The 23,922-nt window shown below is 64.5% G+C and carries 26 protein-coding genes; 11 read left to right on the forward strand and 15 right to left on the reverse strand.

What is annotated here, in order from left to right; genetic code table 11:
- Positions 1-171: 171 nt before the first annotated feature.
- Positions 172-570, reverse strand: a complete 399-nt coding sequence (locus VSR34_RS18920; RefSeq protein ID WP_028230705.1) for a nuclear transport factor 2 family protein — start codon at positions 568-570, stop codon at positions 172-174.
- An 80-nt stretch (positions 571-650) separates the two neighbouring features.
- Here VSR34_RS18920 and VSR34_RS18925 point away from each other — a divergent pair, with 80 nt between their 5' ends.
- Positions 651-1,592 carry a LysR substrate-binding domain-containing protein gene (locus VSR34_RS18925; RefSeq protein ID WP_028209742.1) on the forward strand — a complete coding sequence of 314 codons (942 nt, stop codon included), beginning with the start codon at positions 651-653 and terminating at the stop codon, positions 1,590-1,592.
- Positions 1,593-1,744: 152 nt separating this feature from the next.
- Positions 1,745-1,957, forward strand: coding sequence for a hypothetical protein (locus tag VSR34_RS18930; RefSeq protein WP_154671209.1), 213 nt, complete (start codon positions 1,745-1,747; stop codon positions 1,955-1,957).
- 47 nt (positions 1,958-2,004) lie between these two features.
- Here the strand turns inward: VSR34_RS18930 and VSR34_RS18935 are convergent, their stop codons facing one another.
- From VSR34_RS18935 to VSR34_RS18950, 4 genes are all read right to left on the reverse strand, one after another.
- The gene (locus tag VSR34_RS18935; RefSeq protein ID WP_028209740.1) at positions 2,005-2,733 is read right to left on the reverse strand and encodes an amino acid ABC transporter ATP-binding protein; all 729 of its coding nucleotides are present in this window, start codon (positions 2,731-2,733) and stop codon (positions 2,005-2,007) included.
- A 40-nt stretch (positions 2,734-2,773) separates the two neighbouring features.
- On the reverse strand, positions 2,774-3,433 hold the full coding sequence (locus VSR34_RS18940; RefSeq protein ID WP_028209739.1) for an amino acid ABC transporter permease: 660 nt from the start codon (positions 3,431-3,433) through the stop codon (positions 2,774-2,776).
- Positions 3,434-3,507: 74 nt separating this feature from the next.
- Positions 3,508-4,320 (reverse strand): transporter substrate-binding domain-containing protein, encoded by an 813-nt coding sequence (locus tag VSR34_RS18945; protein ID WP_028209738.1) that lies wholly within the window; start codon positions 4,318-4,320, stop codon positions 3,508-3,510.
- Positions 4,321-4,514: 194 nt separating this feature from the next.
- Positions 4,515-4,745 carry a DUF6356 family protein gene (locus tag VSR34_RS18950; RefSeq protein ID WP_028209737.1) on the reverse strand — a complete coding sequence of 77 codons (231 nt, stop codon included), beginning with the start codon at positions 4,743-4,745 and terminating at the stop codon, positions 4,515-4,517.
- Between the two features lie 480 nt (positions 4,746-5,225).
- On the opposite strand from VSR34_RS18950, the gene yegQ reads away from it, so the two are divergent.
- Positions 5,226-6,530, forward strand: a complete 1,305-nt coding sequence (gene yegQ, locus VSR34_RS18955) for a tRNA 5-hydroxyuridine modification protein YegQ (RefSeq protein ID WP_028209736.1) — start codon at positions 5,226-5,228, stop codon at positions 6,528-6,530.
- Between the two features lie 138 nt (positions 6,531-6,668).
- On the opposite strand, the gene VSR34_RS18960 is transcribed toward yegQ, so the two are convergent.
- From VSR34_RS18960 to phnG, 9 genes are all read right to left on the reverse strand, one after another.
- Positions 6,669-7,784: a succinylglutamate desuccinylase/aspartoacylase family protein gene (locus VSR34_RS18960; protein ID WP_028209735.1), complete on the reverse strand. Its 1,116-nt coding sequence runs from the start codon at positions 7,782-7,784 to the stop codon at positions 6,669-6,671.
- Positions 7,785-8,012: 228 nt separating this feature from the next.
- Complete coding sequence (locus VSR34_RS18965; protein ID WP_028209734.1) at positions 8,013-8,780, reverse strand: ABC transporter substrate-binding protein; 768 nt, start codon at positions 8,778-8,780, stop codon at positions 8,013-8,015.
- 464 nt (positions 8,781-9,244) lie between these two features.
- Complete coding sequence (locus VSR34_RS18970) at positions 9,245-10,378, reverse strand: alpha-D-ribose 1-methylphosphonate 5-triphosphate diphosphatase (protein WP_028230702.1); 1,134 nt, start codon at positions 10,376-10,378, stop codon at positions 9,245-9,247.
- Between the two features lie 46 nt (positions 10,379-10,424).
- Complete coding sequence (gene phnL, locus VSR34_RS18975; protein WP_028209732.1) at positions 10,425-11,219, reverse strand: phosphonate C-P lyase system protein PhnL; 795 nt, start codon at positions 11,217-11,219, stop codon at positions 10,425-10,427.
- Between the two features lie 10 nt (positions 11,220-11,229).
- Positions 11,230-12,000, reverse strand: coding sequence for a phosphonate C-P lyase system protein PhnK (gene phnK, locus VSR34_RS18980; RefSeq protein WP_028209731.1), 771 nt, complete (start codon positions 11,998-12,000; stop codon positions 11,230-11,232).
- A complete protein-coding gene (locus VSR34_RS18985) occupies positions 11,997-12,926 on the reverse strand; it encodes an alpha-D-ribose 1-methylphosphonate 5-phosphate C-P-lyase PhnJ (RefSeq protein ID WP_342963192.1) in 930 nt (309 codons plus the stop codon). Before VSR34_RS18985 ends, phnK begins: the two co-directional genes overlap by 4 nt.
- Positions 12,923-14,041 (reverse strand): carbon-phosphorus lyase complex subunit PhnI, encoded by a 1,119-nt coding sequence (locus tag VSR34_RS18990; protein WP_342963193.1) that lies wholly within the window; start codon positions 14,039-14,041, stop codon positions 12,923-12,925. The genes VSR34_RS18985 and VSR34_RS18990 overlap by 4 nt, the downstream gene beginning before the upstream one ends.
- Positions 14,041-14,673, reverse strand: coding sequence for a phosphonate C-P lyase system protein PhnH (gene phnH, locus VSR34_RS18995; RefSeq protein WP_342963194.1), 633 nt, complete (start codon positions 14,671-14,673; stop codon positions 14,041-14,043). Before phnH ends, VSR34_RS18990 begins: the two co-directional genes overlap by 1 nt.
- A complete protein-coding gene (phnG, locus tag VSR34_RS19000; protein WP_342963195.1) occupies positions 14,670-15,176 on the reverse strand; it encodes a phosphonate C-P lyase system protein PhnG in 507 nt (168 codons plus the stop codon). The genes phnH and phnG overlap by 4 nt, the downstream gene beginning before the upstream one ends.
- 209 nt (positions 15,177-15,385) lie before the next feature.
- Here phnG and phnF point away from each other — a divergent pair, with 209 nt between their 5' ends.
- From phnF to VSR34_RS19020, 4 genes are all read left to right on the forward strand, one after another.
- Positions 15,386-16,141, forward strand: coding sequence for a phosphonate metabolism transcriptional regulator PhnF (phnF, locus tag VSR34_RS19005; RefSeq protein WP_028209726.1), 756 nt, complete (start codon positions 15,386-15,388; stop codon positions 16,139-16,141).
- Positions 16,138-16,863 (forward strand): DUF1045 domain-containing protein, encoded by a 726-nt coding sequence (locus VSR34_RS19010; RefSeq protein ID WP_028209725.1) that lies wholly within the window; start codon positions 16,138-16,140, stop codon positions 16,861-16,863. The genes phnF and VSR34_RS19010 overlap by 4 nt, the downstream gene beginning before the upstream one ends.
- The gene (phnN, locus tag VSR34_RS19015; RefSeq protein WP_028230696.1) at positions 16,860-17,411 is read left to right on the forward strand and encodes a phosphonate metabolism protein/1,5-bisphosphokinase (PRPP-forming) PhnN; all 552 of its coding nucleotides are present in this window, start codon (positions 16,860-16,862) and stop codon (positions 17,409-17,411) included. Before VSR34_RS19010 ends, phnN begins: the two co-directional genes overlap by 4 nt.
- Before the next feature lie 114 nt (positions 17,412-17,525).
- On the forward strand, positions 17,526-18,446 hold the full coding sequence (locus tag VSR34_RS19020) for a LysR family transcriptional regulator (protein ID WP_028209723.1): 921 nt from the start codon (positions 17,526-17,528) through the stop codon (positions 18,444-18,446).
- 48 nt (positions 18,447-18,494) lie between these two features.
- Here the strand turns inward: VSR34_RS19020 and VSR34_RS19025 are convergent, their stop codons facing one another.
- Positions 18,495-19,319, reverse strand: a complete 825-nt coding sequence (locus VSR34_RS19025) for an IclR family transcriptional regulator (protein WP_036044736.1) — start codon at positions 19,317-19,319, stop codon at positions 18,495-18,497.
- Positions 19,320-19,947: 628 nt separating this feature from the next.
- On the opposite strand from VSR34_RS19025, the gene cyoA reads away from it, so the two are divergent.
- The 4 genes from cyoA to cyoD are packed head-to-tail and all read left to right on the forward strand — an operon-like array spanning position 19,948 to position 23,791.
- On the forward strand, positions 19,948-20,844 hold the full coding sequence (gene cyoA, locus VSR34_RS19030; RefSeq protein ID WP_042288435.1) for a ubiquinol oxidase subunit II: 897 nt from the start codon (positions 19,948-19,950) through the stop codon (positions 20,842-20,844).
- Positions 20,845-20,849: 5 nt separating this feature from the next.
- Positions 20,850-22,859 (forward strand): cytochrome o ubiquinol oxidase subunit I, encoded by a 2,010-nt coding sequence (gene cyoB / locus VSR34_RS19035; RefSeq protein ID WP_028209720.1) that lies wholly within the window; start codon positions 20,850-20,852, stop codon positions 22,857-22,859.
- Positions 22,859-23,470: a cytochrome o ubiquinol oxidase subunit III gene (gene cyoC / locus VSR34_RS19040; RefSeq protein ID WP_036017683.1), complete on the forward strand. Its 612-nt coding sequence runs from the start codon at positions 22,859-22,861 to the stop codon at positions 23,468-23,470. Before cyoB ends, cyoC begins: the two co-directional genes overlap by 1 nt.
- Positions 23,471-23,791: a cytochrome o ubiquinol oxidase subunit IV gene (cyoD, locus tag VSR34_RS19045; RefSeq protein WP_028209718.1), complete on the forward strand. Its 321-nt coding sequence runs from the start codon at positions 23,471-23,473 to the stop codon at positions 23,789-23,791.
- Positions 23,792-23,922 lie beyond the last annotated feature (131 nt).

Genomic DNA, 23,922 nt, shown 5'->3' on the forward strand with positions numbered 1-23,922 from the left:
ACGACGCGCATTGGCCGGTCACTTCCCGACACGGTCGCGCAGGAAGTGCCGCGCTTCAGCTACCGGCGGATGTCGGCGTGATCAATGAATGCCCTGCGAGCGCGTGGCGATCAACGTCGGCACCCGCCCTTCACAAACGCCAGCCTTCGGTATCGAGCGACATCGATTCGGCTACGCGTATTTGTCACCTACCGTACTGCGAATCGGATGGGTATCGTAGACGATGATCATCCGCTCGATTAGCCCGTTGTCGTCGAATTCGAAAACATCGACGCACTCGAAACGCACCGCGGAGCCATCCTTTAGTCCCCAATCATAGACGAAGTAACCGGTCGCACGTCGGGCCCCCATCGTGCTAACGCAGATGTCGATAGGCGTTATTCTGCTTTCTCCAGACGCTGCGTTGACCTTCGCAAAGAATGGCGCAGGGCGCATCCAGCCGAGAAACGGCGAGAAGATCTGGGCGTCCGGCGTGAACAACGCGCAGATCGCCGCGACATCGCCGCGCTCCAACTCCCCGAGATAGTTGCGAACCTGCCGCGTGTATAGTGCTTCCGACGATGAGGCCATCTTCATTCTCCAATCATTCGTTGACACTCCGCGCATTCGAGCGCATGCGCATCCGATACAGGCACGATAGCGATGCACCGATGACCAGACAATCGAAAAATCCGCAACCCGGGTATGCAACCCATGCATATCCATTGGCCGACCTTACGCGGGCGCTGCCGCCACTGACAGCGTTCCAGGCATTCGTCGCCGGGGCGCAACTCGGGAGCATCAGCAAAGCCGCTGACCATCTGTGTCGAACGCAGGGCGCGGTGAGCCGCCAGATCCAGCAACTGGAAGCGCACTACCGGTGTGCACTTTTCGTGCGCCATGCGTCGGGGCTGACGCTGACGGCGGAAGGAAGCGAACTGTTGACCGTGGCCGTGAGCGTACTCACGCAACTGGTTCAGCACGCAGACATTCACGCCAGGACAGCGTCTGTCGTCACCCTGCGGTTGCCATCCACGTTCGCGATTCGCTGGTTGCTCCCACGGCTGGCAGACATCAATCACGCGTTGCCTGGAACAGAACTCCGCATCTCCACATCGGCGGACGACACGCCAGATTTCACCATGCCTGACGTCGACGCCATCGTTGTTCGTGGAACCGGGCAGTGGGCGGGTATGGACGCGGTTCCGTTGTTTGCCGAGCAACTCACACCGATGTGCACAAGCGAAATGGCCGCATCACTTGGCTCGGCAGCCGACCTTGCCCATGTCACATTGCTCCATCCCGGGCACGGCCATGAGGAGTGGCGATGCTGGCTGGAAAGCGTTGGGGCACGGCACATCGACGCGGACCGTGGACTCGTTTTTGATACCCTCGAATTGACGCTCACCGCTGCGGCGGAAGGGCATGGCGTTGCAATAGGCGATCCCCGGATGGCGCGGGACCGCCTGCGGGCTGGGACACTGGTGACGCCTTTTATCGACGTGGCGCAAAACGGCTTGTCGTACTTCGTCGTCTATCCATCTCAACGAGCCGCACAGTCCAAGATTCGCGCCCTCGCTGACGTCTTGTTTCGGCTTGCGCAGGAAGACTGATTGTTATCGAGGGAAGCAGTCCTGTACTGCGGCGTCCCAGTCAGCAGTTGACGCGCGGCTCGAACACAGCCAATGCCAGTGTTCAGATCTTCGATGATCACGTTGCGCATCGCCATCGGGTGAGCGAGGCGTATCCGGGCGCGGCCGCCGGCATGAGCGACATCCACGTGACGAACGAGATCGTCGGCAAGGACAAGCTCGCCATGGCGACCGAGCTAGCGGCACATGTCCGCCTGAGCGTGTGCGTGGAGGACGTGTCGCAGTTGAGCGCACTGGGCGTTGCGGCGACGGCGGCGGGTGTGACAATCAGCGGAGATTGCGCGGGCACACAGTTGCAGACCCAGTATTGGGCAGCCCCGCCTTGAGTCATTGGCTCCAGGGCAACACAATGGGAGGCGCCAGAGGAATCCGGTCAATGGGGTAGCACGCGCCTCAGAAATTCCTTCGCGCGCTCAGATTTCGGATCCTCGAAGAAGGCATCCTTGTGGGCATCCTCGAAAATGCTGCCGTTGTCCATGAAGAGCACCCGGTGCGCGACTTTCTTCGCGAAGCCCATCTCGTGCGTGACACACATCATCGTCATGCCTTCCTGGGCGAGTTCGATCATCACGTCGAGGACTTCGTTGATCATCTCGGGATCGAGCGCGGACGTTGGCTCATCGAACAGCATGGCGATGGGATCCATCGACAGCGCGCGTGCAATCGCCACCCGCTGCTGTTGCCCGCCGGATAACTGCCCGGGATACTTGTCGGCGTGTGCCCGAAGACCAACCCGGTCGAGCAGCGCCATGCCTTTTGCGGTTGCCGTGTCGCGATCTCGGCCGAGCACCTTGATTTGGGCGAGCGTCAGGTTTTGCGTGATTGACAGGTGCGGGAACAGCTCGAAATGCTGGAATACCATCCCGACCTTCGTGCGGAGCTTCGGGAGGTCTGTGTGCCTGGCCCCAACCGACTGCCCGCCGACGACGATCTCGCCTTGCTGGAACGGTTCGAGGCCATTCACGGTTTTGATCAGCGTCGATTTGCCGGAGCCGGACGGGCCGCAGACGACGACAACTTCGCCCTTGCTCACTTCGGTCGAGCAGCCGCTCAGAACCTGAAACGGTCCGTACCACTTCGACACATCTTTCAGTGCAATCATCTACCTTTCCTTTTAATCCGCGATCGCTAACCCGCTTTTCTCAGCGCACGTGTGCCTGCGCGAGCCGTCCTTCGACATGACGTTGAATCCACGACATCGCAGAGCTGAGCAGCCAGTAGATTGCCGCCGCGGCCAGATAGAGCGGTAACGGCTGGAACGTGGACGCTATGACTTCCTGTGCCGCACGCAGCATCTCGGTCACCGTGATCACGGACACCAGCGACGTGTCCTTAATCAGGCTGATCAGGGTGTTGCCCAGACTCGGCACGGCCATTCTCAGGGCCTGCGGGCAAATGACATACCGCAGGGTCTGCAGGTGGGTGAGGCCCAGGCTGTGTGCCGCACTCCACTGGCCGCGGCCGATGCCGAGAATCGCGCCACGCATGCTTTCCGAGAGGTAGGCACCGGCATTGGCCGTCAACGCGAGAATGCCGGCGCTTGTCGGATCGAGAGAGATGCCAAGGTCGGGCAACCCGTAGTACACGACGAAAATTTGCACGAGCAGGGGAGTGCCACGCATGAGGCTGACATAGCCCCGTGCGATGCCCACGATGAGCGGCTGGCCACTGATACCCATGATCGCGACGACGATGCCGACGCACAGTCCGAGGACGGCCGATGCGAGTGCGAACTTCAGGGTAATCATCGCCCCCATGAGGAGGACAGGCAGCGCGTGAATAACAAGGTCGATTGGTGCCATGAGAGGTGTTGCCCGCGCGGGCGCATCACCTCGGCCGGAGCCGGGGTGATGCAGCAAATGAGGAGGTGGAGCGATTACTGCGAGACGGGTTGCGTGACGTCAGTGCCGAACCAGTGCATGGAGATCTTCTTCAACGTGCCGTCCTGCTTCATCGAGGTCAGGGCATCGTTGATCGCCTTTTCGAACCCCGGATTCCCCTTGCGGAACGGAATGCCCATTTCCTGCTCGCCACCCTTCAGGACCGAGCCCGGCCGAAGCGGCAGATTCGATGTCTTGATGATGTACGGCAGCATCAGGCGATCGTCGAGCGTGGCGTCGATACGGCCCGCCCCGAGATCGCGCAGTTTCTCCGGCGCACCCGGATAGGTTTGCACATTGATGCCGGAGACGGCGCGAGCCATCTGGTCGTAGTTCGTACCGAGCGTCACGCCGATCTTCTTGTCGCCGGAGAACTCATTGAGCGAGCTGAACTTGCGCTTGTCGTCTGCTCGCTGAATCAGTTGCGCCGCCGAGAACGTATAGGGCTGGCTGAAATCGAGCGCCTGTTTGCGTTGCGGGGTGATCGTGACCTGGTTGACGATCACGTCGAATTTGCCGGCCTGCAAACCGGCCAGAATACCGCTCCACTCGGTAGGGATGAATTCTGTTTTGACGCCCAGCTTGGCGGCGAGCGCCTTGGCGACATCCACATCGAAGCCCTCAAGCTCCCCGGACGCATTCCGGTAGTCGAACGGGGGATAGGTGCCCTCGAGGCCGACCCGCAGCACGCCGTTCGATTTCACCGTTTCGAGCAAATCCTGGGCGTGGGCGCTGGCGCCGATAAAACTGAGCGCAGTGGCAACGACGGCACCGCTCACAAGCCGGCTGATAGCATTCTTGAACTTCATTGTCTCCTCCTTGAATATTGGGTTACTACCTTACTGGGCATGCAGAAAGCGGAATGCTTTCTCCAGGTCCCCAATCAGATCTTCTTTCGCTTCAAGTCCGACATGCAGCCGGAACGCATAGCCCTCGTAAACGTGCGTGCGCCTGAACTATCGGTACGCGAGGGACCGGCGCGACCCGTGTGCACCGGATTCGCTCAGGTGCCTGCACGTTGTCTGTTTCTGGCGGCTACCATCCGCTCGTGCAGTGTCGTCACCACATGGCTTCCTGTTCGCACGAACAGGAAAGGAAGCAGCGCATGCACGATCAGGGCAAGTGACGCGAAAAGCATCGGCAGACTGAACGAGAACGACATCTTCATATGCTGGAGGTATGTCTCGTCGACAGAGCCAGGATGCTCGCGGAAAAGCCGGAGCAGAAAGTTCATGGATGAAACTCCGTTAGCCTGTTGTGCGGGAATTCCCGGCTACGCGACGCATTAGTTCTTGCATCCCATCCCGCCTCGGATGCTCGCTATCGTACGGAGGTGATGAGAGAATTTTTTTCCAAATGACCTACTGTTTTCCCCCTGGCGCCCGGAAAAATATTCTTCTTGAGGGTGTAGTGGTCAAGCCTCTTTGGACACCAACAAAGGGGCTTGACCACTACACCCTGAGCGTCAGCAATGGCCGACAACTGCGCGTTGAGCATCGGGCGGGTTTCGAGTGGACCGGTAGTTCGAACGACCACCGCATGACTCAGGAAGCGGCAGAAAGTGGCCGATCGCCGACTTCACCCGCGGCACTGCCAGGCGGTTCTGATCCAAACCTCACGAGATACTGAAAACATCACGCCGACATGCGCTAACGCAAAGAAAACCCAGAAAAGCACGGGTAGGCTTGCAGGTTTTTTCCTGCAAGCCTACGCCATGAAGCGCCCAACACTTCTCAGCCCCGCCGGCTCGCTGCGCGCCTTGAACTACGCTCTCGCATACGGCGCCGATGCGGTGTACGCAGGGCTGCCACGCTACAGCCTGCGTGCACGCAACAACGAGTTCCGCAACACGGGCTTCCTCGGCAAAGGTATCGAAGCCTGCCGGGCCGCCGGCAAGCGCTTCTACCTGACCGTCAATCTGATGGCGCACAACCGCAAGGTCGACACCTTCATCAGGGACTTGAGCGATGCAGTGGCCCTTGGACCGGATGCACTGATCATGGCCGACCCGGGACTAATCATGATGGTCCGCGAGACGTGGCCCGACATGCCGGTCCACCTTTCCGTGCAGGCCAACACGGTCAACTACGCCAGCGTTCGTTTCTGGAATTCGATCGGCGTATCGCGGGTGATCCTGTCGCGCGAACTCTCGCTCGACGAGATCGCCGAGATCCGTCAACGCTGCCCTGACACCGAAATCGAAGTCTTCGTGCACGGCGCGTTGTGCATGGCGTATTCCGGCCGCTGTCTGCTCTCCGGCTATTTCAATCACCGCGACTCGAATCAGGGCACCTGCACCAACGCCTGCCGCTGGAGCTATCGCATGACCGAATCGGCGCTCACGCCTGAAGGCGAACACGTGCCGCGCCATACGGCAGCGGATAACGTGTATCTGCTGGAAGAAGAAGGGCGCCGCCACGGAGAATGGATGGAGGTGTCCGAAGACGAACACGGCACGTACATCATGAATTCGCGCGATCTGCGCGCGATCGAGCACGTGCAGCGACTGATCGATATCGGCGTCGATTGCCTGAAAATCGAAGGTCGCACCAAGTCACATTACTACGTCGCGCGTACCGCGCAGATCTATGCGCGCGCCATCGACGACGCGATCGCCGGCCGCCCGTTCGACGCGGGGCTCATCGGTCGCCTCGACGGCCTCGCCAATCGTGGCTACACCGACGGCTTCCTGCAGCGGCATCGCTCCGAGGATTATCAGAACTACGCCAGCGGAGCATCGGGCAACGCGCGTCAACAGTTCGTCGGCGAATGGCTGGCTTATGACGCAGCGAGCGGGCTTACGACGCTCGAAGTGAAGAATCGCTTTGCCGTTGGCGACGCACTGGAGATCGTTACTCCGGGCGGCTCGCGCGACGTAACCCTGACTCGCATGGAAAACATGGAAGGACGAACTTGTGATGTCGCGCCCGGCAGCGGCCACACGGTCCGGATCGACATTGGAGTAACCGGGCCGATGACGCTCGTGGCCCGATACGTCGGGGACGATCGTATAGAGTGAGACGAGTCAGTCAACACCGCTCCGTAGCCATGACGCGGAAAAGTGCGGGGGAGATGACACTTTTCGTCCACCCGGAGCGCAAGGAGAACCCGTAAAAATGGCTCGCGCAGCTGGCGCGAGCCATTTTCCGGTCAAGCGTTACAGCGAGAGCAGAGAGCCGCTGCGGATGGGCTTTTCGCCGGCAATGCGCGCGACTTCCATGCCGGCCGTGGCGAAGCGCGTGCTTTGGCGTGCGTACATCACGCCGCTCACGCCGGCGTGCAGGGTCGTCACGGTGTCGGCGAGCGGATCGACGATATCGGCGATCGCCGCACCGCGTTCCACCCACGTGCCGCAATCCACGCGAAATACGAGCACGCCACTGGCCGGCGCGACGATCGGTTCGGTGCCCGCGAGCGGCGTGGCCGCGTAGGCGAGCGGCGGCAGCGGCGCGGCCGTGCCTTCGATCACGCCGCGTCCGGTCAGATAGTCGACGATGGCCTGAGCGTCGTGCTCGGCGGACTCGTGGGAGACGTCGCGCTGGCCGCGCAATTCGACCGTCACCGAAATCGAACTGTGCGCAATGGGGTAGCGGTTGCCGAAGTGCTCGCGCAGTTCCGACCAGCAGAAGCTGTGGATCTCGTCGAACGGATTGCCGATCGAGTTGAGCGCGAGCAGCGAGGCCTTGGCGTCGAGATAGCGCGCGAGCGGCTCGACTTCGGGCCACAGCTCCGGGTTCGTGTAGATGTGCATGGCGGCTTCCCAGTCGCAATGCAGATCCAGCACGATGTCGGCGTCATACGAAAGGCGCTGCAGCGCGAGCCGCATCGAATCGAGCTCCGTTCTGGGCTGCTGTGCAGCCAGGGCTTCGCCCATGGCCGCGCGAATGGCCGTGCGGTTCGCGGCTTCGTCAGGCCCGAGGCGTGCCTCGATATTCGGCAGCACCAGCGCGGTGAGTTCGTGGAAGTTGCGGTTGAAGTTCTGTGCCGTATTCGATTCGAAGCGGCCGATCATATGCCCGAGCCAGTGCTGGTTGAGGCCGACCGGGTTGGGCACCGGCACGATCACGACCTCGCCGCGAAGGCGGCCCGCGGCTTCCAGCTCCGCGAGCTTGCGGCGCAGCACCCACGAGACGAGCATGCCCGGCAGTTCATCGGCGTGCAGGGACGACTGGATATAGACCTTGGGGCCGCCCGACGGGCCGTAGTGGAAGCTCGTGATTTGCCGCTCGGTGCCGAGCGCGGGCGCGATCAACGGATGGTTGCGGGTTTGCATGATGGATACGCGTGGCGCGGCGGCCCGCGATAGGCATTGGAGTTGAAGGTCGCCCCGAAAGGCGCGGTTGCTCGATATTAGCGGATTCGCCGCAGTGCCGGAACCCTCGTGCCCGGCGTGCTTGCCGCATCGCCGAAAAATATGGAATGCGAAATAAAAATCCGGAAAAGAAAAAGCCCGGACGCAAGTCCGGGCTTCGTGCGCTGCTATGGGGCGCCGGTGCGGCGCTTAGCTGCCGTACACGTCGAAGTCGAAGTACTTCGATTCGAGCTTCTTGTACGTGCCGTCCTTGATCATGTCGGCGATGGCCTTGTCGATCTTCGTCTTGAGGTCCGTGTCTTCCTTGCGCAGGCCAATGGCGGCTGCGCCCGTCGGGATTTCCTTGCCCGCGAACTGGAAGCCGGCGCCGCGCGGGGTCTTCAGGAAGCCCAGATCGGCTTGCACTTCGTCCTGCAGCGCGGCGTCGAGACGGCCCGAGATCAGGTCGGCATAGACCTGGTCCTGGTTCTGGTAGGGAACGACGTTCACGCCCTTCGGCGCCCAGTTTTCCTTCGCGTAGGTTTCCTGGATGGTGCCTTGCTCGACGCCAACCGACTTGCCCTTGAGCGAGTCAGCCGTCGGCGCGAGGCTCGAGCCCTTCTTGGCGACGAGGCGCGTCGGCGTGTTGAACAGCTTCGCCGAGAAGGCGATCTGCTCTGCGCGCTGCGGGGTGATCGTCATCGACGAGAGCACGCCGTCGAACTTCTTGGCCTTCAGGCCGGGGATCATGCCGTCGAAGTCCTGCTCGACCCACACGCACTTGGCGTTCAGGCGCTTGCAGATTTCGTTGCCGAGGTCGATGTCGAAGCCGACCAGCTTGCCATCAGGTGCTTTGGATTCGAACGGTGCGTAGCTGGCGTCGACGCCGAAACGCACGGTGGTCCAGTCCTTCGCATGGGCGGCGCCGGCCGAGACGGCGAGCAGGGCAACCGTGAGGGCGGCAAGCAGTTTCTTCACTATGGGTACTCCTCGAGATGGTTCAGGGCGCGTCGCGTGCGGTCGTGCCGCCAGGGCGCATTTTCCGGCGCGGCTTGCGCCGGATTATTGTTGGACCTGCCAGCCTGCGGCCAGCGAAGCGCGGCAAGCTTACCAGGTCGGAAATTGCTGCGTCGCTAGTGTAATACCGGATGGCGTCAAGCGGAGCAATAAGCGCACGCCCGTGCTCTTGTACGATCTCAGGCGAAGCCTTGTTGCGCAAGGCCAATGGGGCATAGAGGGCGCGCCCGGGTCATGGCGCGTGCGACCGCGTGGGCGATGCGCTGCCGCAACAGTCCGATGAATGCGAGGCCGCGCGGATGGAGATTGAGATCGAACGACGGCGCGCCGTTGGTTTTCGGCCCGTGACAGGCCAGCCGGCGACGCGATTTTGTGCGCCGCAACAAAAGCAGCAGGCGCAGCCCCGGGGCAGCGCCTGCTGAGCGTCACACGACGCGCACGCCCGCGCGCCAGGTCGCGCGCGGCACGGGCAGCGAGTCGAGCATCGTCACGCGGACGAAGTCGGCGCGCAGGCCAGGCTCGATCGCGCCGCGGTCATGGAGGCCCGACTTGCTGGCTGGCTCCCAGGAGACCGTGGCGAGCGCGCGCGGCAGCGTCCAGTCGGCCTGGGTCACGAGATCGAACGCGGCGGTCAGGAGGCTCGAGGGCACGTAGTCGGACGAAAGGATGTCGAGTAGCCCCGCCTGCGCCAGCTCCAGCGCGGAGACGTTGCCCGAATGCGAGCCGCCGCGCACGACGTTCGGCGCGCCCATGATCGTCGCGATGCCGCGCTTTTTCGCTTCCTCGGCGGCCGCACGCGTGGTCGGAAATTCGGCGAGCACGATGCCTTCGGCGGCGGCCTGCTCGACGTGCTCCACGAGCGTGTCGTCATGGCTCGCGAGCGGAATGCCGCGCGTGCGGCAGCGCTGCACGATTTCGAGTCGGTGTGCGTCCGCGTAGCGTTCCTGTTCGGTGGCCATTTCGGCGAGCATGGTGTTGGTCTGCTCGTCTGTCCACTTGCCGTGGCGCTCCTGGAATTTGCGCCATTGCTCGCGGTCGTGCCACTGCCGCTGGCCCGGCGTGTGGTCCATCACCGAGGCGAGGCGCAGCAGCGGGTGCTCGCTGAGCGTATCGAACAGCTCGATCACGTCTTCAGTGGCGATCTCGCAGCGCAGATGCAGGAAGTGCTCGGCGCGCAGCAGGTTGCGCTCGGAAAAGCGCGTGAGCGCGGCGGCGCTCGCGAGCTGCACGTCGCGGCCGCGCACGCCCACGGCGAGGCGCGTGCCGATGGCGAGCGCGTCGAACACCGTGGTGATGCCGGCCGCCGCGATCTGCGCGTCGTGGATGACGAACGCGGCGTCGGTGTTCCAATGCACGCCGGGGCGGGGCGCAAGGTGCTTTTCGAGGTTGTCGGTATGCAGCTCGACGAGACCGGGCAGCAGGAAGTCGCCTTCCCAGTCTTCGGCTTCGGACGCGGCGGTCGAGCCGCGCGAGATGTCGCGGATCTTGCCGTCTTCCACGCTTAGCGTGCCGGTGAAAACGTCGTCTCGCGTCACGATGCGAGCGTTCTTGATCAACATCGTCAGGCTCCGTATCAGATTTCGATGTTCAGTCTGCAATCAGGGTTCACGCAGCGGCCGTGAGCGGCGTTTGCGCGCGCGGCGCGGTCAGTTCGAGCACGCGTGTGGCGACACGCACGCGCGTGTCCTCGTCGTGGAACACGCCGACGATCGCCGCGCCGCGCTCGCGCGCCTCGCCGATCAGGCTCGCGACGACTTCCCGGTTCTCCGCATCGAGCGAAGCCGTGGGTTCGTCGAGCAGCAGCACGCGGTGCTGCGCGATCAAGCCCCGCGCGATGTTCACCCGCTGCTGCTCGCCGCCCGAAAACGTGGCGGGTGCGAGCGGCCACAAGCGGCGCGGCACGTTCAGGCGCGCGAGCAGCGTTTGCGCCCGTTCGCGCGCCTCGTCTTCTTCCACGCCACGCGAGACGAGCGGCGCGGCCACGATATCGAGCGCGCTCACGCGCGGAATCACGCGCAAGAACTGGCTCACGTAGCCCACCACGTTGCGGCGCAGACGCAGGATGTCGTGGGGCGCGGCGCCCGTGACCTCCAGATGCTCGAGCGGCGCGCCTTCGTCGCGGATCGCGATCGAGCCGCCGCTCGCGAGATAGTTGCCGTACAGGCAGCGCAAGAACGTGCTCTTGCCCGCGCCCGAGGGCCCGACCAGCACGATGCATTCGCCGCGCGCCACGTCGAGCGAGACGCCCGCGAGCGCTTCGATGCCGATGCCGCCCTGGCCGTGCAGCGTGAAGGTCTTGCGCACGTCCTCGGCGCGCAGCATGAGCGCGGGGCGCTCGATGAACGCGCGCGTGCCGCGCTGCGCGCCCGGCGTGAGCGCCGATGATGGAGTGAATGTCATGTCGATCATCCTAGACCGGCAGCACGGAGGCCACCAGCGTCTGCGTATAGGGATGTTGCGGGTCGTCCAGCACCTGGTCGGTCAGGCCCGATTCGACCACCGTGCCGCCTTGCATCACCATCAAGCGATGCGCGAGCAGACGCGCCACGCCGATGTCGTGCGTGACGATCAGCACCGAGAGATGCAGCGTGGTCGTGAGCGTGCGCAGCAGGTCGAGCAGGCGCGCCTGCACGGAGACGTCGAGGCCCGCGGTGGGCTCATCCATGAACACGAGCCGCGGGCCCGTCACGAGATTGCGCGCGATCTGCAGGCGCTGCTGCATGCCGCCCGAAAACGCCGAAGGCAGTTCGTCGATGCGCATGGCGTCCAGCTCCACGCGCTGCATCCATTGCTGCGCGGTGTTGCGAATCTGCCCGTAATGGCGCGCGCCCACGGCCATGAGCGGCTCGCCGATGTTGGCGCCGGCGGAGACGCCCGCACGCAGCCCGTCGCGCGGATTCTGCTGCACGAAGCCCCATTCGGTGCGCGCCAGCAGGCGCCGGCGCGGTTCCGAAAGCGTGCGCAGGTCGAGCGTTTCGCCGTTCGCGCCCGTGTAGTGCAGCGCGCCCGAATCGGCTTCGGTGCGCAGCGCGAGCGTGTTGAGCAGCGTGGTCTTGCCCGAGCCCGACTCGCCGACGATGCACAGCACCTCGCCGGGATACAGATCGAAGTTCACGTCGCGGCAGCCATTGCGGCCGCCGTACTGCTTCGTGAGCGCGCGTGCGCTGAGCAGCGGCGTCATGCGGTTTCTCCCGATTTTTTCGTTGCGCGCGCATCGATATCTTCGCGGCGCTCGTGGCAGTAGTCGCTGTCCGAGCAGACGAACATGCGCTTGCCCGAGTCGTCGACGATCATCTCGTCGAGGAAGCTCTCGCGCGAGCCGCACAGCGCGCACGCGTGCTCCCAGCGCTGCACCTCGAACGGATGGTCGTCGAAGTCCAGGCTTTTGACGGGCGTGTAGGGCGGAATCGCGTAGACGCGGCGTTCGCGCCCCGCGCCGAACAGCTGCAGCGCGGCGTTCATGTTGAGCTTGGGGTTGTCGAACTTCGGGATCGGCGAGGGCGAAGTGAGATAGCGGCCGTTCACCGTCACCGGGTAATCGTAGGTCGTGGCGATGCTGCCGTGCTGCACGATGTCCTCATAAAGCTTCACGCTGATGAGGCCGTAATCGGCGAGCGCATGGAGCTTCCTGCATTCGGCCACGCGCGGCTCGAGCCGGAACAGCGGCTCGGGCATCGGCACCTGGTAGACGAGAATCTGCCTGTGAGTGAGCGGCGTTTCGGGAATGCGGTGGCGCGTCTGGATGATCGACGCCTCGCTCGTGCGGCGCGTGGTGGCGACGCCCGTCGTGCGCGCGAAGAAGCGGCGGATGTTCACGGCGTTCGTGGTGTCGTCCGAGCCCTGGTCGATCACCTTGAGCGTGTCCTTCGCGCCGATGATGGCCGCCGTCACCTGAATGCCGCCCGTGCCCCAGCCATAGGGGAGCGGCATTTCGCGCGAGGCGAACGGCACCTGATAGCCCGGCACGGCAACGGCCTTGAGAAGCGCGCGGCGCAGCATGCGCTTGGTCTGTTCGTCGAGGTAGGCGAAGTTGTAGCCGGAAACGGCCTGCGTTTCGTGCGAGGCGACTTCGGCTGCGGTGGTCTGCAAGACATCGGGCGCGTTCATGCGGCCTCCCTGTTCGGCGCGCCGGCATCGGCGTTTTCTTCGTGCTGCGCGCGCAGCCGCCGCACGAGTTCCAGCTCGGCCTGGAAGTCCACGTAGTGCGGCAGCTTCAGATGTTGAACGAAGCCCGAGGCCTCCACGTTGTCGCTATGCGAGAGCATGAATTCGATGTCCTGGGTGGGCGAGGCGATCGTCTCGCCCAGCTCCCCGGCGCGCAGCGCGCGGTCCACCAGCGCCATCGCCATTGCCTTGCGCTCCGCGTGGCCGAATGCGAGGCCGTAGCCTTGCGTGAATTTCGGCGGCACGTCTTTCGCGCCCGCGAACTGGTTGATCATCTGGCACTCGGTCAACTCGATCTCGCCGATCTCGACGGCTTCATCCAGTTCCTCCAGAACCATTTCTACGGACACCGAACCAAAGCGGATCTCGCCCGCGAACGGGTGCGAATGCGCGTAGCCGCGCTGCGTGGCATAGCCCATTGCGAGCAGGAAGCCTTCGTCGCCGCGCGCGAGATTCTGCAGGCGCACCGTGCGATCGGCGGGGAACGCCAGCGGCTCGCGCGAGAGGTCGCCGGGTTCGCGCGGCGCGGGCGAGCGCGTTTCCTGCTCGATCAGGCCTTCCTTGTCGAGCAGCGAGAGCACGCGCGGCATCGGCTCATGGGGCGGCGCTGCGCGCGGCGCGGGCTCGGCGCGGTTCGCGCCATCGTCGCCTTCGGCGAGCAGCGCGAAGTCGAGCAGGCGCTGCGTGTAGTCGTAAGTGGCGCCGAGCACCTGGCCGCCGGGCACGTCCTTGAAGGTCGCGGAAATGCGGCGCTCCACCACCATGTTTTCCGTTTCGACGGGCTGTGTATAGCCGAAGCGCGGCAGCGTGGTGCGATACGCGCGCAGCAGAAAGATCGCTTCGACGAGATCGCCTGCGGCCTGCTTGATCGCGAGCGCGGCGAGTTCCTCGTCGTAGACCGAGCCTTCGGCCATCACGCGCGCTACGGCGAGGCGCAACTGTTCGCGGATCTGCGCGACGGTGAGCTCGGGCACGCGCGTATCGCCGCGGCGAGCCTCGTCGAGCAGACGCCACGACGCTTCGATCGCGCGTTCCCCTCCTTTGACGGCGACGTACATCAGTGCATCTCCACGAGCGTGGTGCGCGGCAGGCCGAGAAGGCGATCGCCGCACACGAGATAGAAGTCGATGCCGCACGGAAAGTGCGGCGCGAGCGCGGCGCGTTCGTGCCAGAAGCGCTCGGGCAGGCCGACGGGCGCGATGGCGCGGGTCGTTTCGATGCCGGGGCCGCGCAGCGCGAGCGGCGCGCCGCCGCTGAGCGCTTCCACGCGCACGAACACGGTGGCGGATTGCTCGGGCGACTCGGGCGTGCCGCTCGCGAAGGCGTCGAGCGGCGGCAGCGTGGCGGCGTCGTGCACGTAGGCGAACGCGGCTTCGCGCGGCGCCTCGGCAAGCGGCGCGCCTGCGTGAAAGCGCAGCGCGGCCGCGAGCGCGGCGTCGGGCTGCGCGAGCCAGACAGGCGTGGCGTAGTCGGCGAGCGTGAGCAGCCCCGCAAACGCGGCGAGGCCGGCACGTGCGGCAGCGGCTTCGGCCGCCGGCAGACGCATTTCGATCACGCCGATCGTGCCCGGCCGCGCCAGGGCGTCGAGCAGCGTGCGGAACACGGCTTGACTGTCATGGACCGGATCGCCGAAGCCGGGCGCGAGCGCCGCGAGCAAATCAGGCGTCATGGCATTGCGTGCGTCGCTCATGCGTCACCTCGAACCATCGTGAAGAACTCGACCCGCGTGCTGGCTGCATCGGCGCGGCGCGCATCGCGCCGTGCGGCGAGACGCGCCGCGAGCGGCTCGATCAATTGCGCGTGCAACCGGGCATGGTGCGCGGGAACTTGCAGCAGCGCGTCGGCGAGCGCGGCCAGTTCGGCGCGGCGCTTGTCGCGGCCCAGATGGCACGCTACGCCGACAGGGCCGGGCTCGCCTGCGCCCGTGGCCTGGGTGTCCGAGGCGCGCAGGCGCAGGGTGGCGCGGGTGACGGTGGCTTCGCCAAGGTTGAAGGCGTCGCCGGTGCCGCCGACGCGCCCGCGCACCATGGCAAGACCCGTTTGCGGCGGGCGCAACCAGTCGAAGGCGGGTGCGGGCGCGCCGCCGAGCGCCTCGCCCAGTGCCGCTTCGAGCTCGGCGCGCGGCGTGCGCGCGAGAACCGCCATCCAGGCGCGCCGGGCGGCGGCAGAGGATGAGTGAGAGGAGGCGTTCATCGGAATTCCTGTGTCGTGAACGAAGGAAGGACTGACATGGCAACCGGGCTTGCGAACAGCATCCATTGAAGCATCTATTCGTCTAAACGTCTAGACGTCTATTCATACAGTTGTCCAGCGCCGATGGAATGGGGGTTTTCATATTTCCATCACGCCATGCGCACTACAATGCACAAAACGCCATTGAAACCGAGAGGAATGACAGCACCATGACATCGAACGACGACGCGCCGTCCAGCCTGCTTGAGCGCGGTGCGGGCGTAGCGGTGTGGCGGCAGATCGAGCAGATCCTCGCGGCCGAGATCGCCGCGAAGGGCTTCGGCGAAGACGGCCGCCTGCCGAGCGAGGGTGAACTCGCGCGCCGCTTCGACGTGAACCGCCACACGGTGCGGCGTGCGATGCTGGGACTCGCGGCGCTCGGCCTCGTGAGCGTCGAACAGGGGCGCGGCACCTTCGTGCAGCCAGGCGCGATCGACTACACCATCGGCAAGCGCACGCGCTTCACCGAGAACCTGAAGCGCCATCAACATTCGGCGGCGGGCAAGCTGCTTGCGTCGTCGCGCGTGAAGGCGGACCCCACGGTCGCGAAGGCGCTGGGCCTGCGCGCGGGCGCGCTCGTCTACCGGCTCGAAACGCTGCACGAGTCGGACGGCGTGCCGCTCACCTACGCGCGCAGCTGGTATCCGGCCGCGCGCTTCGCCGATCTGCCCGTCGTCATGGAGCGCGTGGACAGCACCTCGAAGGCGCTCGCCGAATATGGCGTGACGGACTATCTGCGCAAGTGGAGCCGCATCGGCAGCGTGCTGCCCGAGGCCGAGGTGGCGCGGCGCCTGAACATCAACCGTCAGCAGCCCGTGCTGTGGGTGGAAAACGTCGATGTCGATCTCGACGGCACGCCGATCAAGTACGGCATCACGCACTTCGCGGCCGATCGCGTGCAGCTGATGGTGGAGCACGACCTATGAGCGTGCCGCGGGCAGACTGGAGCGAAGCCGCGCGCTTCGCGCTCTACTATGCGCCGCCGCGCGAATCGGCATGGTGGCAGGCGGGCTGCGCGTGGCTCGGCCGCGATCCGGAAACGGGCGACGAGCTTGCGCCGCCTTTGATCGACGGACTCTCGCAACCGCTGGAAACGCTCACGGTCGCGCCACGCCGCTATGGATGGCATGGCACGCTCGTGCCGCCGTTCCGTCTCGCGCCCGGCGTGGCGCCCGAAACGCTCGTGGCAGCCGCGCAGCAGTGGGCGCAGCGGCAGGCGCGCCTGGCGGTCCATGTCGAGGCGGCGACGATCGGCCGTTTCGTGGCGCTGTGCCCGGCCGACGAAGCCGGCGAAACGGCGCTGCGCGAACTCGCCGCCGATGCACTGCGCGCGCTCGACTCGCTGCGCACCCCGCAAACGGGCGCCGAACTCGCGAAGCGCCTCGATGCGCCGCTCACGGCGCGCCAGCGGGCCTACGTCGAGCAATGGGGGTATCCGTACGTGTTCGAAGAATTTCGCTTTCACATGACACTTTCCGATTCGCTGAACGATGCGCCAGCGCGCGCGCAACTCGTCGAGGCCTGGAATACGCGGATGCGCGACGCCGGGCCGCTGCCGGTGGAAGGCGCGGCGCTCTTCGTCGAGCCGGAGCCGGGCGCGCCGTTCGCACTGTGGCGCCGCCTGCCGTTCGCAGGGGGGCATGCATGAAAGGCGGTCTGATCTACGTGATGGGGCCTTCGGGCGCGGGTAAGGACACGCTGCTGCGTTATGCGCGCGGGCGCCTCGCCGGCGAGAGCGTCGTGTTCGCGCATCGATACATCACGCGCGAAGACAGTGGCGGCGAGAACCACATCGCGCTCACCGAGCCCGAATTCGAGGCGCGCTCGCAGCGCGGTCTCTTCGCGCTGCAATGGCGCAGTCACGCGCTGCGCTATGGCGTGGGCGTGGAGATCGACCAGTGGATGGCGCTCGGCTGCACCGTGGTGGTGAACGGCTCGCGGGAATATGCGCGCGAGGCGTTCGGGCGCTACGCCCGCATGACGCTCGTGCATATCGAAGCCGCGCAACACGTGCTGGCCGCGCGCCTCGCATCGCGGGCGCGCGAGACACCGGAGCAGGTCGCGGCGCGCCTCGCGCGGCGCGCCGTGTTCGAGGTGCCGCCGGGTGCCGCGTTCTCGCGCATCGACAACTCGGGGCATCTGGAAGCGGCGGGCGAGGCGTTCGTCGAGATCGTGAGGCGGGTCGCGGCCGGATAGTGCGGGCGCGGTCCTTAACCGCTGCTTAAGGGCTCGCATCGGCTGGGGGATTTTTGGTCGGGCGGGGTCGCCGTGAGAAGATGCAAGCGACCCGAGAACTCAAAGAGAACGCCCTTGGACCGCTTCCAGGAGATGCAGATTTTCACGCGCATCGTCGACCGCCGCAGCTTCACGCAGGCGGCCGAGGATTTGAACCTGCCGCGCGCGACGGTCACCAACTCGATCAAGCGCCTCGAAGCGCGGCTCGGCGTGCGCCTGCTCGAACGCACCACGCGCCAGGTGAAGCCCACGCTCGACGGCGAAGCCTACTACCAGCGTTGCACGCGCCTGCTCGCCGACCTCGAGGAAACCGAGGAGGCGTTTCGCGATACCGATCCGCAGGGCCGTCTGCGCGTGAACATGCAGGGCACGCTCACGCAGTATTTCGTGATGCCTCGCCTGCCCGAATTCCTCGCGCGCTATCCGCGCATCGAACTCTTCATCGGCTCGGGCGATCATTTCGTCGACCTCGTGGGCGAAGGTGTGGACTGCGTGCTGCGTGCGGGCGAACTGGCCGATTCCTCGATGATCGCTCGCCGCGTGGCGCTGCTGGAGCAGGTGACCTGCGCGAGCCCGGCGTATCTCGAACGGCACGGCGACCCGGAGTCGATCGAGGCGCTCGATGGTGCGCATGCGGGTGGCGCGGGACGCCTCGCCCATTGCGCAGTCAACTATGTTTCGCCTGCCACGGGCCGTGCGTTGCCGCTCGAATTCACGACACTCGATGGCGTTGTCGACGTGACGCTGCCGGGCCCGGTGGCCGTGAACAGTGCGGAGATCTACACGGCCGGCGCGCTGGCGGGGCTGGGCATCGTGCAGGTGCCGCGCTACCGCGTGCGCGAGCAGCTCGCCACGGGCGAGCTGTGCGTCGTGCTGCCTTCGCATCCTCCGCCACCATTGCCGGTTTCGCTGCTTTACCCGCAGAACCGCCAGTTGTCGCTGCGCGTGCGCGCTTTCGCAGACTGGCTCGTGCAGGTGTTCGCCGCTGCCGCGTGAGCCTGCCGGGCGGCGCGCTCAGTTCCTTCTCAGGTGCTCGCCTTGCCCTCAGGTACGCCGGGCGACCATGTCGGAGACGCGCGTCGCGGCTTGCTGAAGCGGTTCGAGAAAGGTCTTCACCATCTGCTTCGCCGACGTGCGCTGCGCATTGCCGCTGATGTTCATCGCGGCGATCACGCGGCCCTGCCGGTTGCGGATGGGCGCCGAGATCGAGATGAGGCCGCCTTCCAGTTCCTGGTCGACGATGGCCCAGCCTTGCTGGCGCACCTGAGCGATGATCTTCTTGAGCTCGCCGATGTCGGTGACCGTGCGCGCGGTATGCGCATAGAGCGGCGAGGAGCCGAGCGTTTCGTCGAGCGCGGCTTCGTCCAGCGAGGCGAGCAGCACGCGCCCCATCGACGTGCAATACGCGGGCAGGCGGCTGCCGATCGAAAGGTTGATCGTCATGATCTTGTGCGTGGGCACGCGCAGCACATAAACGATCTCGGTGCGGTCGAGCACGGCTGCCGAGCAGCTTTCGTGCACTTCCTGCGACAGTTCCTCCATCACCGGCTCGGCGAGATTCCAGAACGGCATCGACGTGAGATAGGCGAAGCCGAGATCGAGAATGCGCGGGGTGAGGCGAAAGAGCCGTCCGTCGGCCTCGACGTAGCCAAGCGTCTGCAGCGTGAGCAGGATGCGGCGCGCGCCCGCGCGCGTGAGGCCCGTGGCGGCGGCGACGTCCGTGAGGGTCTGCTCGGGATGCTCGGCGTTGAACGCGCGGATCACCGAAAGCCCGCGCGCGAATGACTGCACGTAGGAGTCGCCCGGCTTTTCGGGAATCTCCTGCTTTTCGGCGGAACGGTCTGGCGAGGCACTGGAAGCAGAATTCATGGATTGGCGGTTCGATCTTGCGGCGGCGCTTGGAAGAGACTATCAAGATAGCGCATGCGATCGGTTTTCGCCAACAGTGGACAGGGAAGGGCGGTGCCGAGCTTCGGCGACGAGCGCGCACGAAAAGCCGCTCGAGCGCCGCGTCGGGATATGCGGCATATGCGCGCAGCAGAGGAATTAGCAGCCGGTTATTTGATTGCAGTCAATTATTTCCCGTTGAAAAAGATAATTGGCCAATGCCAGGAATTTCGGTAAAAGCGAGATAAAAAACCGGTGTTGGGATTCGAATGAATCTGGACACTTTGTGACGTTTTTCGAAGCAGACTGCGCTCGCTCTTCGCTCGCTTTCATCGCCTGCCCGCTCGCCGTCCGCCGAGCGGGAGTCCGGCCCGGCCCGTGGCGGCTGTTCAGGATGCCGAAAGCCGATAGAAAGATAATTGCGGCCTTCCGTCGCGCTTGCCTGGGCGAGCTTTAACCGGCTCGCCACTCCTTAACAAAGATCAAATTTCGCGCATTGTCCTTTCCGTAGAATCGCGCTGAATACGATACGGGAGCATTTTGCGTGGCGAGTTTGCGATGCAAATGTGTTGGGTGTTAGGCGTTTTGGTGGACAACGGAACAGGCAAACATGAAAGACAGAAGAGTCTTTAAAAGGTGGTTAATCCCCCTCGGCAGCGGGCTGCTCGTTTCTCTTGCAGGGTGCAGCGGCAATTTTGCCCTGCTGGACCCGAAGGGCAGCGTGGGCGTGGCCGAAAGATCGCTCATCGCCACGGCCACATGGGCCATGCTGCTGGTCGTGGTGCCCGTCATCATCCTGACGCTCCTGTTCGCGTGGCGTTACCGGGCCTCCAACCGCAACGCGACCTACGCGCCGAAGTGGGCCCATTCCACGGCGATCGAAGTGGTGGTGTGGGCCATTCCCTCCGCCATCATCCTTTTCCTTGCGGTCCTCACCTGGCGCACCTGTCACGAGCTCGACCCGTACAAGCCGCTGGAGTCGAGCGTGAAGCCCATCAACGTCGAGGTCGTCGCGCTCGACTGGAAGTGGCTGTTCGTCTACCCGGACCTTGGCATTGCCTCGGTGAACCAGCTGGCCGTGCCGGTCGGCACGCCGGTCAACTTCCGCATCACGTCGGACTCGGTGATGAACTCGTTCTTCATCCCGCAGCTTGGCAGCCAGGTGTACGCCATGGCGGGCATGCAAACGCGCCTGCACCTGATCGCCGACGAAGCGGGCGATTTCGACGGCCTCTCGTCGAACTACAGCGGCAAGGGCTTTTCCGATATGAAGTTCCGCACGCTCGCCATGAGCCAGCAGGATTTCGACTCGTGGGTGCAGAAGGTGAAGGCGTCGTCGATCCAGCTGTCGATGGACAAGTACGCAACGGTCGCGCAGCCGCAGGAGAAGGCGCCCGTGCAGTACTTCTCGACGGTCGACCCGAAGCTCTTCAACAACATCATCGCGAAGTACAACAACGGCCACGTCACGAACTTCAGTGACCCGTCGTGCGTGACCAAGGGGTAAGCAGCATGTTCGGAAAACTCACATTAGAGGCGATCCCGTTCGATCAGCCCATCATCATGGGCGCGGCGGCGTTCATGGCGCTGATCGTTCTCGGCGTGCTCGGTCTCGTTACCGTGACCGGCAAGTGGAAGTACATCTGGACCGAGTGGCTCACGAGCGTGGACCACAAGCGTATCGGCGTGATGTACATGATCGTGGCGGTGCTCATGCTCGTGCGCGGCTTCGCCGACGCGGTCATGATGCGGATCCAGCAGGCCATGGCGTTCGGTTCGCCCGGCTATCTGCCGCCGCATCACTTCGACCAGATCTTCACGGCGCACGGCGTCATCATGATCTTCTTCATGGCGATGGCGCTCATGGTCGGTTTCTTCAACCTCGTCGTGCCCCTGCAGATCGGCGCGCGCGACGTGGCGTTCCCGTTCCTGAACTCGCTCTCGTTCTGGATGACGGCGATCAGCGCGATCCTCATCAACGTGTCGCTCGTGGTCGGCGAGTTCGCGAAGGTGGGCTGGCTCGCGTATCCGCCGCTTTCCGAACTGCAGTTCAGTCCGGACGTGGGGGTCGACTATTACATCTGGGCGGTCCAGCTTTCCGGCGTCGGTACCTTGATCACGGGCGTGAACTTCTTCGTCACGATCATCAAGATGCGCGCGCCGGGCATGACGCTCATGAAGATGCCGGTGTTCACGTGGACGGCGCTGTGCTCGAACGTGCTGATCATGGCAACGTTCCCGATCCTCACCATCGCGGTGGCGCTGCTCGGCCTCGACCGCTATGTCGGCACGCACTTCTTCACGAACGAGCTGGGCGGCAACGCCATGCTGTACCTGAATCTGATCTGGGCGTGGGGCCACCCCGAGGTGTACATCCTCGTGCTGCCGGCGTTCGGCATCTATTCGGAAGTGATGGCCACGTTCTGCAAGAAGCCGCTGTTCGGCTACAAGACGATGGTCTACGCCTCGTGCGCGATCATGGTGCTGGCGTTCCTCGTGTGGGCGCACCACTTCTTCACGATGGGCGCGGGCGCCGACGTCAACGCGTTCTTCGGCATCGCGACCATGATCATTGCGATCCCGACGGGCGTGAAGATCTTCAACTGGCTGTTCACGATGTATCGCGGCCGTGTTCACTTCACCGCGCCGGTGCTCTGGACGATCGGCTTCATGGTGACGTTCTCGATCGGCGGCATGACCGGCGTGATGATGGCGATCCCCGGCGCGGACTTCGTGCTGCACAACTCGCTCTTCCTCGTCGCCCACTTCCATAACGCCATCATCGGCGGCGTGGTGTTCGGCTACCTCGCGGGCCTGCAGTACTGGTTCCCGAAGGTGTTCGGCCTCAAGCCCAGCGAAAAGCTCGGGAAGGCGTCGTTCTGGTGCTGGCTCGTCGGCTTCTACGTGGCGTTCGTGCCCATCTACGTGCTCGGTTTCATGGGCGCAACGCGCCGGACGAACCACTACGACGTGGCCGAATGGCAGCCGTACTTCGTCGTCGCCGCGATCGGCGCAGCGATCATCGCGCTTGGCGTCGTGTTCCAGGTGCTGCTGTGGGTCATGGCCTTCGTGAACCGCAACAAGGCGGAATGCAAGGACGTGACAGGCGACCCGTGGGATGGCCGCACGCTCGAATGGGCAACCTCGTCGCCGCCGGCGGTCTACAACTTCGCCGTCATTCCGCACGTGGACGATATCGACGCCTTCGCGCACATGAAGGAAACGGGCCGCGGCCTGGGGCTCGCCACGAAGTACACCGACATCCATATGCCGTCCAACACGGCGGCGGGCTTGTTCGTCGGCCTGTTCAGCCTTGTGCTGGGTTTCGCGGCCGTGTGGCACATCACGTGGCTCGCGGTGCTCGGGTTGGTCGGCGCTGTCCTGACGGTCATCGTCAAGAGCTTTGGCAATAACGACGGTTACTACATTCCGGCCGCGAAGGTTCGCGAGATCGAAGAGCGGCGCTTCGGCACCGGCGTCGCCGCGAAGCAGCGCGACATTGTCGCTGAGGAGGCTTACTGATGTTGCAGAAAACCCATGCGGCAACCCTTGCCGAACTCGATCACCACGATCACCCGCAGTCGCACTCGGTATTCGGCTTCTGGATCTACCTGATGACCGACTGCGTGCTGTTCGCGGCGCTGTTCGCCACGTTCGGCGTCCTCAGCCACCAGTTCGCTGGCGGCCCCACGGGTAAGGACCTGTTCGACATTCCGGGCGTTGCCGTCGAAACGGCCGTGCTGCTGCTTTCCAGCATCACGTACGGCTTCGCGATGCTCGGCGCGCACCAGCGCAAGAACGGCGCCGTGCTCGGCTGGCTCGCCGTCACCTTCGTACTGGGTGCGTCGTTCCTCGTGCTCGAACTGCGCGAGTTCTCGCACCTGATCGCGGAAGGCGCCGGTCCGCAGCGCAGCGCGTTCCTCTCGTCGTTCTTCACGCTCGTCGCCACGCACGGCCTGCACGTGTTCTTCGGCCTCCTGTGGATGCTCGTGATGATGATCCAGGTGGTTCGCGCGCCGAAGCTCGGCGAGCAGGAAGTCCGCCGCCTGACGTGCCTGAGCCTCTTCTGGCACTTCCTCGACGTGGTGTGGATCTGCGTGTTTTCTTTTGTCTATCTGGGGAGCGTGCTCTAAATGGCTCATACTCATGCTCAGTCCCACGGCAGCTTCGGCAGCTATGTCGCGGGCTTCATCCTTGCGGTGCTGCTCACGGCGGGCGCATTCGGCGTTGCCCTGCATGGCTCGCTCGACGCCTCCACGGCCCTCATCGCGATCGCCGTGCTCGCCTTCGTGCAGGTGGTCGTGCACCTCGTGTTCTTCCTGCATCTGAACCTGAAGCCGGGGCAGGGCTGGAACGTGCTTTCGCTCGCGTACACGGTGCTGGCCGCCGCGTTCCTGATCTTCGGCACGATCTGGGTCATGCACAACGTCGGTATGCTCATGATGTCGCGTTGAGCGCATGCCTCACAGGCGGGCGCTATGCGCTCGCCTGAGCCTGCGAAGCCGCACGGACACTTGTCCTGTGCGGCTTTTTCGTTTCTGGCACCACGTCCGCACGCTTGACATGCGTCCCGCGAGACGCCTAT

This window comes from Paraburkholderia sp. JHI2823 (assembly GCF_038900695.1).
Taxonomy (GTDB): Bacteria; Pseudomonadota; Gammaproteobacteria; order Burkholderiales; family Burkholderiaceae; genus Paraburkholderia; species Paraburkholderia mimosarum.